Origin of the sequence: Bradyrhizobium sp. 40 (assembly GCF_023100925.1) — a bacterium.
In the GTDB taxonomy this organism is placed as follows: Bacteria; Pseudomonadota; Alphaproteobacteria; order Rhizobiales; family Xanthobacteraceae; genus Bradyrhizobium.
The window spans coordinates 2,165,482-2,179,466 of sequence record NZ_CP064688.1 but is presented as its reverse complement, the minus strand read 5'-3'; the positions used below and the strand labels follow the sequence as shown (position 1 = coordinate 2,179,466).

The following is a 13,985-nucleotide window of genomic DNA, read 5'->3' as shown; positions in this document are numbered from 1 at the left end:
CATCGATCGGCAAGAGGACGACAATCATGCGTAGTTCGAAAGTTTTTGCGACAATCATTGCCCTCGCAGCTTCCACCCCGGTGCTCGCCGACGACGTCAAGGTCGGCGTCGGCATCTCCGGATGGACCGGCTTCGCGCCGCTGACGCTGGCGAAGGAAGCCGGCATCTTCAAGAAGAACGGCCTCGACGTCACCATCAAGAAGATTCCGCAGAAGGATCGCCATCTCGCAATCGCCTCCGGTGACGTCCAGTGCGCGGCAACGACCGTGGAGACCTGGATCTCCTGGAACGCCAACGGCGTCGCGACCAAGCAGATCTTCCAGCTCGACAAGAGCTACGGCGCCGACGGCATGGCCGTGCGCAACGAGCTCGCCGCGATCAAGGATCTGAAGGGCAAGACGGTTGCGGCTTCCGCGCCCGGCACCTCGCCCTATTTCGCGCTGGCTTGGATGCTCAAGAAGAACGGCTTGTCGGTGAAGGACGTCACCGTCGTAAACCTCGAGCCCGCCGCCGCCGCGCAGGCCTTCGTCTCCGGCCAGAACGATGCCGCGATGACCTATGAGCCGTATCTGTCGACGGTTCGTGCCGCACCCGACAAGGGCAAGATCATCGCGACCACGCTCGACTATCCGATGGTCATGGACACGTTCGGCTGCACGCCGAAATTCCTCACCGAGAACCCGAAGGCCGCCAAGGCGCTCGCCGACAGCTATTTCGAGGCCCTCGACATGATCGCCAAGGACCAGGCCAAGGCCTACGAGATCATGGGTGCCGACGTGAAGCAGACCGGCGAGGCGTTCGGCAACTCGGCGAAGTATCTGCGCTGGCAGGACAAGGCCGCGAACCAGAAATTCTTCGCCGGCGACTTCCTGACCTTCAACAAGGAGGCCGCCGACCTCCTGCTCGAGATCGGCATCATCAAGGCCGCGCCGAAGGTCGAGGATCTCTTCGACGCCAGCTACATCAAGTAAATCTCCTAGCAGCCGCCGGCCCCGTCTCGCGGCGGGGCCGGCAAACTTGTTCACCGCCCGGATAGACAGTTTGATGCGTCCCCTCGATCCCGTGACGTCAAGGCAGCGCGTGGCTTACGGCCTTGCGTTCTTCGTAGTGTTCGTTGCCCTCTGGTCCTGGGCGACCTTCGGCGGCCACGTGTCGAAAGTGTTCCTCGCCAACCCGCTGACCATGGTGCAGGAAGGCATCGATCTGATCATCAAACAGGGCTTCCTGTTCGACATCGGCATGACGATCTGGCGCGTCGTCGGCGGCTTCGTGCTCGCCGCGCTCATCGCGGTGCCGCTCGGCGTGCTGATGGGCGCCTACAAGCCGGTCGAGGCGTTCCTCGAACCGTTCGTCTCCTTTGCGCGCTATCTGCCAGCCTCCGCCTTCATTCCCCTCCTGATCCTGTGGGCCGGCATCGGCGAGCTGCAGAAGCTGCTCGTCATCTTCATCGGCTCGGTGTTCCAGATCATCCTGATGATCGCGGTCACCGTCGGCACGACGCGGCGCGACCTGGTCGAGGCGGCCTATACACTGGGGGCCAGCGACCGTGGCATCATCCGCCGCGTGCTGTTGCCCTCCTCCGCGCCTGAGATCGCCGAGATCCTGCGGCTGGTGCTGGGCTGGGCCTGGACCTATGTCATCGTCGCTGAACTGATCGGCTCCTCCTCCGGCATCGGCCACATGATCACCGACAGCCAGGCGCTGCTCAACACCGGCCAGATCATCTTCGGCATCATCGTGATCGGGCTGATCGGCCTGGTCTCGGACTTCCTGTTCAAGGCGTTCAACGCGTGGCTGTTTCCCTGGAGGCTCGCATGACGATCCTCAAGATCGAACAGGTCTCGCGAACCTTTCCCGCGCGCCACGGCAACGCCCCGACCAGGGCGCTGGAGCCGACCGATCTCGTGATCGGCAACAACGACTTCGTCACCATCCTCGGCCCTTCCGGCTGCGGCAAGTCCACGCTGCTTCGCATCGTCGCCGGCCTCGATCGCCCGACCGGCGGACGCGTGGTGCTCGATGGACGCGAGGTGACTGGCCCGGGCGCCGATCGCGGCATGGTGTTCCAGTCCTACACGTTGTTTCCCTGGCTGACGGTACGCGAGAACATCGCCTTCGGCCTGCGCGAGCGTGGCGTATCCGAGGCGGAGCGAAACAAGATCGCCGACGCCTTCATCCGCCAGGTCGGCCTGTCCGGCTTCGAGAACCATTGGCCGAAACAGCTCTCCGGCGGCATGCAGCAGCGCACCGCGATCGCGCGCGCGCTCGCCAATGATCCCAAGATCCTGCTGCTCGATGAGCCCTTCGGCGCGCTCGACAACCAGACGCGCGCCCTGATGCAGGAAATGCTGCTCGGGATCTGGGAGCGCGACCAGAAGACCGTGCTGTTCGTGACCCACGACATCGAGGAAGCGATCTTCCTCGGCAGCCGCGTCATCGTCATGAGCGCACGCCCCGGCCGCATCAAGGCCGAGATCAACGTGGACCTGCCGCATCCGCGCTCCTACAAGATCAAGACCACGCCCGAATTCGTCCAGTTGAAGGAACGGCTGGTCGAGGAGATCCGCACCGAGGCGTTGAAGGTTGCCGAGCATGCCTGACACCTTTTCACGCGCAAACGGCGAGCGCCTTCTCGCCGATCTCAATGCGCTCCGTGCCATCGGCGCCTACAAGACCGGCGTGCACAAGCCGACCTTCTCCGAACCGCACAAGCTTTCGCTGGATTGGCTGGTGCGGAAGCTGCCCGACGCGGGCCTCTCCGCCGCGATCGACGGCATCGGCAATGTCTTCGGCACCAGCGCAAAGGCGGGACCCAAGCTGCTCGCGGGATCGCATCTCGAAAGCCAAAACTACGCCGGCTGGCTCGACGGCCCGCTCGGTGTCGTCTACGCGCTCGAAGCGGCGCGCGTGCTCAATGCTGATCCCTCGCTCGAAGGCGCGGTCGAGATTGCCGCCTGGTGCGACGAGGAAGGACACTTTGGGCACTTCCTCGGTTCGCGCTCCTATGTCGGGCAAGTGAGCGAGCCCGACATTGATGCCGCACGCGACCGCACCAGCGGCCGCACCATGCGGGACGCACTCGCCGACATGGGGCTCGCAGGACGACCGCGCATCACCGCCGAGCCGGGCCGGCACGTCGGATATCTGGAAGCCCATATCGAGCAGGGCGACACGCTCGAAAGCGGTCGCCTTGCGGTCGGCGTCGTCACCTCCATCGTCGGCATCTGGCAATACCAGATCAATTTCGTCGGTGAGCAGAATCACGCCGGCACCACCCGCATGGCTGCACGGAAGGATGCCGGGCTGGCGCTGGCAAAGTTCTGCGTCGCCATCGACGAGCGTTTTCCCGAGAGCTGCGGCCCGCGCACGGTCTGGACCACCGGCCGCATCACGCTCGATCCGGGCGCGCCAAGCATCATTCCGGGTGGCGCCGAAATGCTGTTCCAGATCCGTGACGACGATCCATCGGTCATCGCGCGGCTTGAGCAGCTGCTGCGGAGCATGGCGGACGAGGCCAGCGCGAAGGGTCCCTGCACCGTCACCGTGGAAAAACTGCGCACCGGCGCGCCGGCCATGATGAACGCAGGCATCCAGGACGCGATCGAAGCCGCGAGCAAGACTTTGGCCGGCGGACGATCCATTCGCATGCCCAGCGGTGCCGGCCATGATGCGCAGATGCTGGCGACAATCATGCCCGCGGGCATGCTGTTCGTACCGTCGATCGGCGGCATCAGCCATCACTGGACCGAGAACACCGCCGACGTCGACATCGTCACCGGCGCCCAGGTGTTCGTCGAAGCTTGCCGTAGGATACTCAGCGGCTAGAACGAGGCGCCGCCCCACTCTCGGTGTCCCGGAAGCGCTGCAACGCACCGTCGAAGAGACGCTGCGCTGCGTCCGGCACGAGAACGGAGTGTGGCGCACACTCTCTCCACATCGTCATTGCGAGCGCAGCGACTTGTCCGCCGAAGCTTTAGCGAAGGCGGAAGCAATCCAGAATCCCTCCGCGGCGGCAGATTGGATTGCTTCGCTGCGCTCGCAATGACGAAGCAAGGGGCCAGCATCCTCATCCTCCAAATGCAGGCTCGATTTGCAGACACAGCTTCGCGTTCTCGCGACGCGTTTCGCCCGAGCTTTGCTTCGTCACTCCACCCTCAAAGCCAAGAGGGCGCAGGGAAGGCCGGGTGCCGGCTGGCACCCGCGGTCCGCTGCGCGAAAAGCACACGCAGGAAAACCGCACAGCAGCATACAGGTGTAGCCATTCACTCGGCCTTCCCTGCGCGATGGTTGGACGGCTTATGCCGTGCTCTCCCGGGAGCCGAGTTCCTTTTGGCCTCCCTCACCCCAACGAAATTCACCGACACCGCGCCGGTTGACGCAAGTGCCGCATTCGCCAGGACTTGACCGTAGCAACGACGGCCAGGACCACACGGTTTTGCCGTACGCACGGCCCGCCATTTCGTCACCGGTTTCGACGACGTTGTGCACGTTGCCGCCGACCTGATGACGAGACGAAGCCTAGCAGCGCCGCTCGTCGGAACGAAGCCTCGGGCTCACGGAGAGCAATCCGCCCTGCCCTTGGCCTCTCGTACCCGAACGCTGCCGCGTCCACCGCAAGCCCGGCTCGCGAACATGACGACCACAAGATCGCCCCTCAAGGATGAGCCGGGATGGGCGACGCATACGTCATTTCCGATTTCGGTAAAGTGGAATATTTTTGCGCGGTGGGATTGACAGGAGGGCGACACAGAGGCGGTCGTGTAGCCCGGATGGAGCGCAAGCGTAATCCGGGACGGTGCCGAATGCGCGCGAGCGGCTCCGGATTGCGCTGCGCTCCATCCGGGCTACGAAGCCTCACTCCTTTGTTCGCACTGGCGTTCCGTCCGCCCAGGGCCGCCTGCGACAAATTCGAGTCCGCCGCGGACATAAAGACGCAACAATTGCGAGGCTTGTCGATCGCCCCCGCCCTAATTCCTCTCCCCGGAGTTCCCATGTCTTCTGCCGACAAGCCGGCGACACGCCTTGCGACCAGGCTTGCCTTCCTCGTCGCGGGCTTCGGCATCGCGTGCTGGGCACCGCTGGTGCCGTTCGCGAAGGCGCGGCTCGCCGTCGACGACGGCATCCTCGGACTGCTCCTGCTCAGCCTTGGCATCGGCTCGGTCATCGCGATGGTTCTGACCGGCGTGCTGAGCGCGCGCTATGGCAGCAAGCCGATCATCATTGCGGGCGGGCTCGGTCTTGCCTTGGTCCTGCCTCTGCTGACAATCGCGAGTTCGCCGGCGACGCTGGCGCTGGCACTTCTCGCATTCGGCGCCGCGCTCGGTTCCATCGACGTCGCCATGAACATCCACGCGGTGGAGGTGGAGCGCGCCGCGGGACGTCCGCTGATGTCCGGCTTCCACGCGCTGTTCAGCATCGGTGGCTTCGCCGGGGCCGCACTCATGACCGCACTGCTCTCGCTGCAACTCGGCGCGCTCGCTTGCACGCTGATCTGCTCCGTCCTGATGCTGATCGCGATGCTGGTGGCCTGGCCGCGGCTGCTTCGCTCCGTGCAGGTGCAGGAGGGACCGCTGTTCGTGCTGCCGCATGGCGCCGTGCTCCTGCTCGCACTGCTTTGCGCCATCACCTTCCTGGTCGAAGGCGCGATGCTCGATTGGGGCGCGTTGCTCGTCATCGGCGCGGGCCTCGTCTCCGAAGCGCAAGGCGGGATTGGCTATATCGTGTTCTCGGTCGCGATGACGATCGGGCGGCTCGGCGGCGACGCCGTCGTCGCGCGCATCGGAGACCGCACCACATTGTTCTGGGGCAGCCTGATTGCGATCGCGGGTTTCGTGGTCCTGCTCACGGCTCCCGTCGTGGCGGTGGCTGTGGCCGGCTTCCTGCTCATCGGCCTCGGCGCATCGAACCTCGTGCCGGTGCTGTTCCGCCGGGCGGCGAGACAGACGGTGATGCCCACGGGGCTCGCCGTCGCGGCGATCACGACCGCCGGCTACGCCGGCGTTCTCGTCGGCCCCGCCGGTGTCGGCTTCGTCGCACGTCTTGGCGGATTGCCGGTCGCGTTCTGGCTCCTGGCCGCGCTGATGGGCCTCGTCACGCTGACGGCGCGCATTGTTACGCGCGCCGACGGCTGAGCGGCCTCACAAATTGCTCAGCCCGATCGATTTGATCAGGGGCGCGAGGCTTGCGGATGTGGCCTCGACGATGCGCTGGAATTTGTCCGGGCTTGAATCGTTGTCCGGCTCCATGCCCTGGGCGCGATAGCTCGCCAGAAGCGCCGAATCGGCCATGGCGAGCCGCGTCGCCTGCGCGATCCGGTCGATGATCGCATCGCCGGTGTCCTTGGGTGCGAACAGACCGAACCAGCCCTCATACCGGATGCCGGGCATGCCGGATTCGACGGCGGTCGGGATCTCGGGCGCGCCGCTCAGCCGCGTTTCGGTGGTGACCGCCAGCAGTCTGACTTTCCCCGCTTGAGCCAACTGCTGCAATTGAACGGACATGACGGCAATGACGAGCGATATCTGGCCGCTGACGAGATCGTTGGTCGCCTGCGCGATGCCCCGATAGGGCACGTGGACGATGTCCAGCGCACCGGCCTGCTGCTTGAAGGATTCGCCGACCAGATGGTTTCCGGTGGCGATCCCCGGCGTGCCATAGGACAGCTTTCCCGGATTGGCTTTCGCATAGGTGATCAACTCGCGCAGGTTTGCGGCGGGCACCGAAGGATTGATGGCGAAAACCAGCGCGCTGTTGATCAGGCGGTAGATGGCGCGGAAATCGCCAACGGAATATCCGGGATTCGCCGACGTCATGGGAATGATGACTTGCGTGCTGCCGTTGCCGAGCAGCAGCGAATAGCCGTCGGGCTCCTCGCGCGCGACCGCCGCGGTCCCGATGGCGCCGCCCGCGCCGCCGATATATTCGACGAAGGTCGGCCCCAGCAGCGACGGCATCCTGTCCACCCAGGGGCGCGCGATCTGGTCGCCCGATCCGCCGGCTCCGTAGGGAATCACCAGGCGAATGGGACGAGACGGATAGTCGGCGGCTTGTCCGCTGCAGGGAAGCGCGGCGAGCGCCGCCGCGCTTGTCAACGCGTGCACGAATTGTCGCCGCGTGAAAGAGGTCATGCTGGAAATTCCGGAAGTCGGCAGTCAATGTGGTGGCGGGACCGGCTCCCGGACCATGCCATCGCAGCAATCCGGCACCACAGTCAATGCTCCATCCGGACGAACCCCGGTGTCACGCATTGTCACGCCGGCCTAACTCTTTACTTTCCAAGCATAATTTCGCGAGCGAGCCGACCCAAGCCGTCCACGCAGGGCTGCCAGCCCTGCCCACTGCTTTCGGCCAGTTTACTGTACGCCTCGTTCTGGTAGACCAAAAAGTAATACCTTTTGACTCCCTTCGAGGGGGCGATGGCGCGTGCCAGATCGTAGCGAAGACTCGGCCATTTCCTTTGGGCCATTTCGACTGTTTCCGAAGTCCCGGCTCTTGGAGAAGGAGGGCTCGCCGCTTCATGTCGGCGGCCGCGCGCTCGACATTCTCATCTTCCTTGCCGGACGCCCCGGAGAAGTCGTCGACAAGAGAGAGCTGGTCAAGCGCATCTGGGCCGGCGTCAATGTCGACGAGGGCAGCCTGCGCTTCCACGTCGCGGCGCTGCGCAAGGCGCTCGGCGACACCGGCAAGTCGGCCCGTTACGTCGTCAACGTGCCGGGCCGAGGCTATTGTTTTGTCGCCTCGTTCGTTCAAGCAGCTCTGCCGGCCGCCCCGCTCCCGGCCGAAACCGCCCCTCCCCGCTCCCTGCCCGCTCAGCTCACAAGGATGGTCGGCCGGGAAGATGTCATCGAGAAGATCTCGAACGGACTTTCGCTCTATCGCTTCATGACCGTCGTCGGCCCGGGCGGCATCGGCAAGACCTCGGTCGCCGTCACCGTCGGGCATCGCCGTTCCCAGGATTTCGACGGGCGAGTCTTCTTCGTCGATTTCGGTCCGCTGAGGGATGCCAGCCACATCGCGACCACCATTGCTTCGGCGCTCGGACTGACCATCAGCGCGGAGGATCCGACGCCGGCTCTGCTGACGTTTCTGAAGACCGGCCCGGCCCTGCTGATCTTCGACAGTTGCGAACATGTGTTGGATCAATTGGCGCCGCTGGTCGAGCACATCGTTCGCGAGGCACCGCAGCTTCGTGTTCTCGCAACCAGCCGCGAATCGTTCCGCAGCGAAGGCGAGCGGATTTTCCGGCTGTTCCCGCTGGATTGTCCGCCCGAGCGCGAAGGGCTTGCTGTCGACGAGGTCCTTGCCTATCCCGCGGCTCAACTCTTTGTGGACCGCATTGCGCAGAGCTCGGGCCCGTTCCAGCTCAGTGCAGAGGAGGCGCCCCTCGTCGCGAGCATCTGCCGGCGCCTCGACGGCATCGCGCTGGCGATCGAGCTCGCGGCGGGCCGCGTCAATGCTTACGGCATCGCCGGCACGGCATCCCTGCTCGACAGCCGCTTTTCGCTGCAATGGCGGGGCCGGCGTACCGCCGTGCCGCGGCACCAGACGCTCGCTGCGGCTCTCGACTGGAGCTACGACCTTCTGCCTCCCGTGGAGAGCGCCACGCTGCGACGCCTGTCGGTCTTTGCCGGGCCTTTCGCGCCGGAGGCGGCTGCCGCGGTCGCGTCCGGTGACGGACTCAATGCATCCGAGACTCTCGAAGCAATCGACAGCCTGGTGACCAAGTCGCTTATTTCGCCGTCCGGCTCGCGCACGCTGCGCTATCGGCTGCTCGACACCACGCGCACCTATGCATACGGAAAACTCAACGAGCTCGGCGAAGCCAGGCAGTTCGCGCGGCGTCATGCCGAGCATTTTCGCGATTTATTCCAGCGCGCGGAGGCGGATATTTCGACGCCGCTGCCCGAATGGCTGAGCATCTATGGCGCGGAGCTGGACAATGTGCGTGCGGCGTTGGACTGGGCCTTCGGCCCCGACGGCGAGGCGAGACTCGGTATCGCGCTGACGGCGGCCGCGGTCACGCTGTGGGTGCGTCTTTCGCTGTTCGCGGAGTGCCGTGAGCGCAGCAGAACGGCGCTCGCGGCGCTCGGAGACACCGCCGACGATAACCGCATCCGCATGCAGCTGCTGTCGGCGCTCGGCTGGTCGCTGATGTATGGCGAGGGCCGCGCGCGCGAGGCGCGGCCGATCCTCGAGACGACCCTTGAGCTTGCTGACAGGCTCGACGACAAGGATTTCCGGCTGCGCGCGCTCTGGGGCTTGTGCATCGACCAGTTCAACAACGGACAGTTCGGCAAGGCCCGTGCGCTCGCCGATCGCTTTGCGAACGCGGCCGCGAACTCGCCCGACAAGACCGATGTCATGCTAGGCGACCGGCTGATGGCCGTGGCGCTGCACTATCTCGGGGATCAGAACGAGGCTCGGCTGCGCATCGAGCGGGTCAATGCATCGCTGCATGTGTTGGCGGAGAAGCCGAAAATCTTTCCGCTCGATCTGAGAATCTCGACGCAATATTTTCGGGCTCGCATCCTGTGGCTTCAAGGCCTGGCCGATCAGGCTCAGGCCCTTACCGCCAGAAACATCGAGGAAGGCCGGGCCAACGGCCACGCGCTGACCTTCTGCAGCGTGCTTGGACAAGCCGCCTGCCCGATCGCCTTCTGGTCCGGCGATTTCGACGCTGCGGAACGTCACGGCGCCGAGCTGCTCGAACACACCGAGCGCCACGCGATCCGGCTGTGGGGCCTGTGGGCGCGGGCCTTCAATGCCGCGGTCATGGTCAAGCGCGGCGACGTCACGACCGGGTTGCCGCTGCTGCGTGAGGAGCTCAATCGCGCCGGCGATGCGCGCTTCCTGCCGCGCTTTCTGCCCCTGCTCGGCGAGCTCGCCGCGTGTTCCGGAGAGGCCGACCAGGTCGATCGCGGGCTCGACGTGATCGAGGATGTCCTGACCCGCTGCAACGACCGGCAGGAGCTCTGGTATCTGCCGGAGCTGATCCGCATCAAGGGAGAGTTGATGCTCAGGAGCACTCGGCATTCGGAAGACGCCGAGGCGCACTTTCGCGAGGCCATGGACATTGCCGTCCAGCAAGGCGCGCGCTTCTGGGAGCTGCGAAGCGCGGTCAGCCTGGCGCGGTTCATGATTGGGGCTGGCCAGACCACGGAAGCCTTGGCAATTCTGGAACGCGCATGCGGGCCATTCAAAGAGGGCGCCGGCATCGCCGAGATCCGTAGCGCCCACGATTTGATCGAGCAGCTCCGGGCTTGACGAGTCGGCTGACCGGCACTGATTCATCCAGCCCGCGGGATGAATCCGGGCACGCCGGTCTCGACGACCGTGTTGAACCTGATGTTTGTCGTGATCTGGTCCCTCATCTCTCGCATGGCGTCTTCGGGCAAGGCTGAAATATCGAAGTTTTCCTGGATGCGCCGGGGATTGGTCGAAGTCGTCAGGAAAGCGGTGCCGCGCTGGACGGCCCACGCCAGCGCAATTTGAGCCGGTGTCTTGTGCACACGCTCCGCGATGGCAGTGATCACCGGATCAGCCAGGACGTTCGGCTTCATCGCGTGTCCCAGCGCTGCAAACGCCTGCAGCACAATTCCGTGCTCTCGACAGAAGTCGAGCAGGTCCCATTCGGGGAGATACGGATGCGCTTCGACTTGCACCATGGCGGGCCTGGTCCGCGCGACCGAAACGATCTCGCGCAACCTCTCCAGGGTGATGTCCGACAGGCCGATCGACTTGCAGTGCCCCTCGTCGACAAGGCGTTCCAGCGCCCCCCACGTCTCCGCCAGCGTAACCCCGGAATCATAGATGACCCGACCGTGCTCATCCCTCGGGTCCTGCTCGTCGCCGGGTTGAAAGGCGAAGGGCGTATGGATGATGTAGCAATCGATCTCGTCGAGCTGCAGCCGCCGGCGACTGGCGTCGAAGGCAGGCCTGACCCGTTCCGGCCGATGATTCGTGTTCCATAGCTTCGTCGTAACGAACAGGTCCTTGCGCTGAAGCGTCCCCGCCTTAAAGGTCTCCTGCAGCGCATCGCCGACCGCTTCCTCGTTGCGATAGCGCTCCGCGCAATCAAGATGTCGAAATCCGGCCTCCAATGCAGCCTTGGTGGCCCGCCTGGTCACGACCGGATCCGGAATGAGCGTGCCAAATCCCACCGCGGGAATCGTCCCGGATTGATGAGTTGGAATTCTCGTATAACGAAGCGTATCTGAGGAAGTCATGCTCATACTCCTTTGCTTGTCCACGGCTCCCTCAAAGGTGAGGGACGGGGTATTCGAAATTGACGATGCGATGTCGTTCCACGGCTCCAGGCGTTAACCGGTAGGCCGTGGCTTACGGAGAAAAAACACGAGCGGAATCACGACGAGCATGGCGAACATCAGGATTTCGAACTGGTCGATGACCGCGACGGTCGCCGCCTGACGCGTGACCATGCCGTTGAGGGCGGCAAGGCTTGGCTTCGCGATCGGCCCCCCGACGAATGCAGCGACTCGGTAGGGCGTGAGGTTCTTTGCGAGTGCGACGTGCACAGCCTGCGTGTTGGCGTAGAAGAAGAGCTGGACGACCGCGATGCCAATGGTGCTGCCATAGAGGCGCGAAAGGTTGACCAACGCGCTGCCTTCCGGGCGGAGCTTCGGGTCGAGCGTACCGAACGCGGCCCTGGCGAGCGCGGGCAGCAACATGCCGAGACCCGCTCCCTGGAGCAGGCCGGCCTCGACCACCGGCCGCCAATCCATCGCCGGCGAATAGCCTAGCATCAGCCAGTTGGCATAGACCACCAGCGTCATTCCAGCCACGAGGAACGGCCGGTAGTCGATCTGCGCGGGGACCAGGCTCGTCAGCACCAGCGCTCCCACCAGTGCGACGCCGCGCGGAACAGTCATGTATCCGGTGGTGTCGACGGGATAGTTGAGCAATTCCTCCAGCATCGGGGACGTCAGGGCTAGGGTCGGCAGCAGCACGAAGCCAAGCGCGAAGGAGATGACCGTCGAGAGCACGAGATTGCGGTCCCTGAACAGCGCCGTGCGGAGAAAGTGCTCCTTTGTCGTCATGACGTGCACGATGAAGAGATAGAAGCCGAGCACGGAGGCGCCCGCCTCGATCCAGATTTCCGTCGAGGCAAACCATTCGAGGCGCTCCCCGCGGTCGAGCAACATCTGCAACCCGATCATGCCGACGGAGAACGTCGTCAGGCCGAAGAAGTCGAAGGGCTGGCTCCGCTCGGCCCGCTTCTCGCCGAGCAGCTGAGCCGTCGTCAGGAAAATGAAGCCCGTCATCGGCAGGCTGAAATAGAAGATCGCGGGCCAGCCGTAATATTCACTGAGCCAACCGCCAATGGCCGGGCCGCTGCTGATGCCAAGCAGGGAGCAGACGGTCCACGCCAGGCTCATGCGCGCATGTCGCACCGGCGATGTCGCCTCGAGCAGGATCGCCAGCGAGAGCGGCGCCAGCGGTCCGCTCGCCGCGCCCTGGAGGATTCGCGCCAGCACGAACTGGATCGAGGTCGTCGCCAGTGTATCGAGGGCGAGACCCAACACGAAAATCGTGACGGCGGCCTGATAGACCACTTTCCGGCCGTAGCGTCCCGCCAGCCATTGCGTGATCGACATGGTCACGGCGCTCGCGGCGATATACGAGGAAAACACCCAGCCGACCTCGTCATTGGCCATCGAGAGCGTCGCCTGAATATGGGGTAGCGCCGCGTTCGGTATCGAGATGTTGACGGCCTGCATGTAGGTCGCCATGAGGGCGGCCGCGGCGATCGCGTGACGACCGCCGGGCGCCGTGGTCGATGGGAGGGGCGTACTCATTTGCCCTCCGTCGCGCGCGCGGGTTGGAGCAGATGTGCCCAGCTGCGGCGATGGCCGGTATCAACCCGTGCCGTCACGCTGATGCCCGAGAACAGCGGCCGGCTCGGATCGAGATCGTCGAGTTCCAGGCGCACCGCCAATCGCTGGACGACCTTGACCCAGTTTCCCGTCGCATTCTCGGGCGGCAGGAGCGAGAAGTCCGATCCGGTGCCGGGACTCATGCTGACGATATGCGCCCTGAACTTGCGATCCGGATAGGCATCGACGTCGATCGTCGCCTCCTGCCCTGGACGCATGTGGGTCAAGCCCGTCTCGCGAAAATTCGCCTCGACCCAGACGTGCCGGCTCGACAGCAGCGAGAACGTCGGTGCCCCGGCAGTGACGAAGCCGCCGATCTGGAGATCGTCCACCTTGGTCACGATGCCGTCCTCGGGCGCCGTCACGGTGGCATAGGAGAGATCCAGCCGCGCACGGTCGAGCTGTGCCCTGGCCGCGCGAACGGTCGGATGGCGATTGATGTCGATATCGGTATCGCCATTGAGGGCAACGATCGTATTGGCGATCTGCTGTTCGATCGACGCCATGCGGTGGCGAGCGACCTTCATGTCCGTCTCGGCCCGCTCGTAGACCGCGCGCGGCGTGAAGTCGGAGGCGACCAGCATCTTCTTGCGGTCGAACTCGCGCTCGTCGAAGGCAGCAGATTCTTTGGCCGATTGCAGCTCCGCCTGCTGCTGACGATGGGTCGCCTTGAGGGATTCGATCTGGAGCCGCGTACTTCCGAGGCGCGCCTCGGCCTGGTCGACGGCAATTTCATAAGGCTCCGGGTCGATGCGAAACAGCACCTGGCCCCGCCGGACGCGCTGATTGTCACGCACGGCGATCTCGACCGCCTGGCCGGAAACCCGGGCATTGATGGTCACCTTGGCGGCGCGAACGAATGCGTCGTCGGTCGAGACAAATTGCTCCTGCGCCAGATAGATGAAGGCGCCGACCACGGCCACCACCATCGGCAGCGCGAGCATCAGCGGCCGTCGCAGCCGCTTGCCGACCCCTGTCCTGAACCATTGCGCGGCGGCCTCGCTCGTGCGGAACCTGTTGCGATCGCCGAGCCCGCCGGCGATCGGCGCAAAATCGAAACGCATCGAAAGATCCTCCGGTTCAATCTATTTA

The 13,985-nt window shown here is 64.6% G+C and carries 10 protein-coding genes; 6 read left to right on the top strand and 4 right to left on the bottom strand.

Translation table 11 applies throughout. From position 1 onward, the window contains the following. Window positions 1-26 precede the first annotated feature (26 nt). The 5 genes from IVB40_RS10395 (at window position 27) to IVB40_RS10375 (ending at window position 6,131) form a co-directional block, all read left to right on the top strand. Window positions 27-971, top strand: coding sequence for an ABC transporter substrate-binding protein (locus IVB40_RS10395; protein WP_247402710.1), 945 nt, complete (start codon window positions 27-29; stop codon window positions 969-971). Window positions 972-1,044: 73 nt separating this feature from the next. Continuing rightward, complete coding sequence (locus tag IVB40_RS10390) at window positions 1,045-1,818, top strand: ABC transporter permease (RefSeq protein WP_247403049.1); 774 nt, start codon at window positions 1,045-1,047, stop codon at window positions 1,816-1,818. Further along, complete coding sequence (locus IVB40_RS10385) at window positions 1,815-2,600, top strand: ABC transporter ATP-binding protein (RefSeq protein WP_247402708.1); 786 nt, start codon at window positions 1,815-1,817, stop codon at window positions 2,598-2,600. Before IVB40_RS10390 ends, IVB40_RS10385 begins: the two co-directional genes overlap by 4 nt. Beyond that, entirely contained in the window at window positions 2,593-3,825 is a 1,233-nt protein-coding gene (locus IVB40_RS10380) for a Zn-dependent hydrolase (RefSeq protein WP_247402706.1), read from the top strand. Before IVB40_RS10385 ends, IVB40_RS10380 begins: the two co-directional genes overlap by 8 nt. 1,166 nt (window positions 3,826-4,991) lie before the next feature. After that, window positions 4,992-6,131, top strand: coding sequence for an MFS transporter (locus IVB40_RS10375; protein WP_247359055.1), 1,140 nt, complete (start codon window positions 4,992-4,994; stop codon window positions 6,129-6,131). A 6-nt stretch (window positions 6,132-6,137) separates the two neighbouring features. Here the strand turns inward: IVB40_RS10375 and IVB40_RS10370 are convergent, their stop codons facing one another. Continuing rightward, window positions 6,138-7,127 carry a tripartite tricarboxylate transporter substrate binding protein gene (locus tag IVB40_RS10370; protein ID WP_247402612.1) on the bottom strand — a complete coding sequence of 330 codons (990 nt, stop codon included), beginning with the start codon at window positions 7,125-7,127 and terminating at the stop codon, window positions 6,138-6,140. A gap of 295 nt (window positions 7,128-7,422) precedes the next feature. On the opposite strand from IVB40_RS10370, the gene IVB40_RS10365 reads away from it, so the two are divergent. After that, the gene (locus IVB40_RS10365; RefSeq protein WP_247818815.1) at window positions 7,423-10,263 is read left to right on the top strand and encodes a winged helix-turn-helix domain-containing protein; all 2,841 of its coding nucleotides are present in this window, start codon (window positions 7,423-7,425) and stop codon (window positions 10,261-10,263) included. A gap of 23 nt (window positions 10,264-10,286) precedes the next feature. On the opposite strand, the gene IVB40_RS10360 is transcribed toward IVB40_RS10365, so the two are convergent. From IVB40_RS10360 to IVB40_RS10350, 3 genes are all read right to left on the bottom strand, one after another. After that, complete coding sequence (locus IVB40_RS10360) at window positions 10,287-11,225, bottom strand: aldo/keto reductase (protein ID WP_247818814.1); 939 nt, start codon at window positions 11,223-11,225, stop codon at window positions 10,287-10,289. Window positions 11,226-11,318: 93 nt separating this feature from the next. Beyond that, on the bottom strand, window positions 11,319-12,815 hold the full coding sequence (locus tag IVB40_RS10355; protein WP_247818813.1) for an MDR family MFS transporter: 1,497 nt from the start codon (window positions 12,813-12,815) through the stop codon (window positions 11,319-11,321). Continuing rightward, a complete protein-coding gene (locus IVB40_RS10350; RefSeq protein ID WP_247818812.1) occupies window positions 12,812-13,957 on the bottom strand; it encodes an HlyD family secretion protein in 1,146 nt (381 codons plus the stop codon). Before IVB40_RS10350 ends, IVB40_RS10355 begins: the two co-directional genes overlap by 4 nt. Between the last annotated feature and the right edge of the window lie 28 nt (window positions 13,958-13,985).

Bases quoted from the DNA above. Each gene is read 5' to 3' on its own strand.
- IVB40_RS10395 (WP_247402710.1), top strand. From the start codon at position 27: ATGCGTAGTTCGAAAGTTTTTGCGACAATCATTGCCCTCGCAGCTTCC.
- IVB40_RS10380 (WP_247402706.1), top strand. From the start codon at position 2,593: ATGCCTGACACCTTTTCACGCGCAAACGGCGAGCGCCTTCTCGCCGAT.
- IVB40_RS10385 (WP_247402708.1), top strand. From the start codon at position 1,815: ATGACGATCCTCAAGATCGAACAGGTCTCGCGAACCTTTCCCGCGCGC.
- IVB40_RS10350 (WP_247818812.1), bottom strand. From the start codon at position 13,957: ATGCGTTTCGATTTTGCGCCGATCGCCGGCGGGCTCGGCGATCGCAAC.
- IVB40_RS10390 (WP_247403049.1), top strand. From the start codon at position 1,045: ATGCGTCCCCTCGATCCCGTGACGTCAAGGCAGCGCGTGGCTTACGGC.
- IVB40_RS10360 (WP_247818814.1), bottom strand. From the start codon at position 11,225: ATGACTTCCTCAGATACGCTTCGTTATACGAGAATTCCAACTCATCAA.
- IVB40_RS10375 (WP_247359055.1), top strand. From the start codon at position 4,992: ATGTCTTCTGCCGACAAGCCGGCGACACGCCTTGCGACCAGGCTTGCC.
- IVB40_RS10355 (WP_247818813.1), bottom strand. From the start codon at position 12,815: ATGAGTACGCCCCTCCCATCGACCACGGCGCCCGGCGGTCGTCACGCG.
- IVB40_RS10370 (WP_247402612.1), bottom strand. From the start codon at position 7,127: ATGACCTCTTTCACGCGGCGACAATTCGTGCACGCGTTGACAAGCGCG.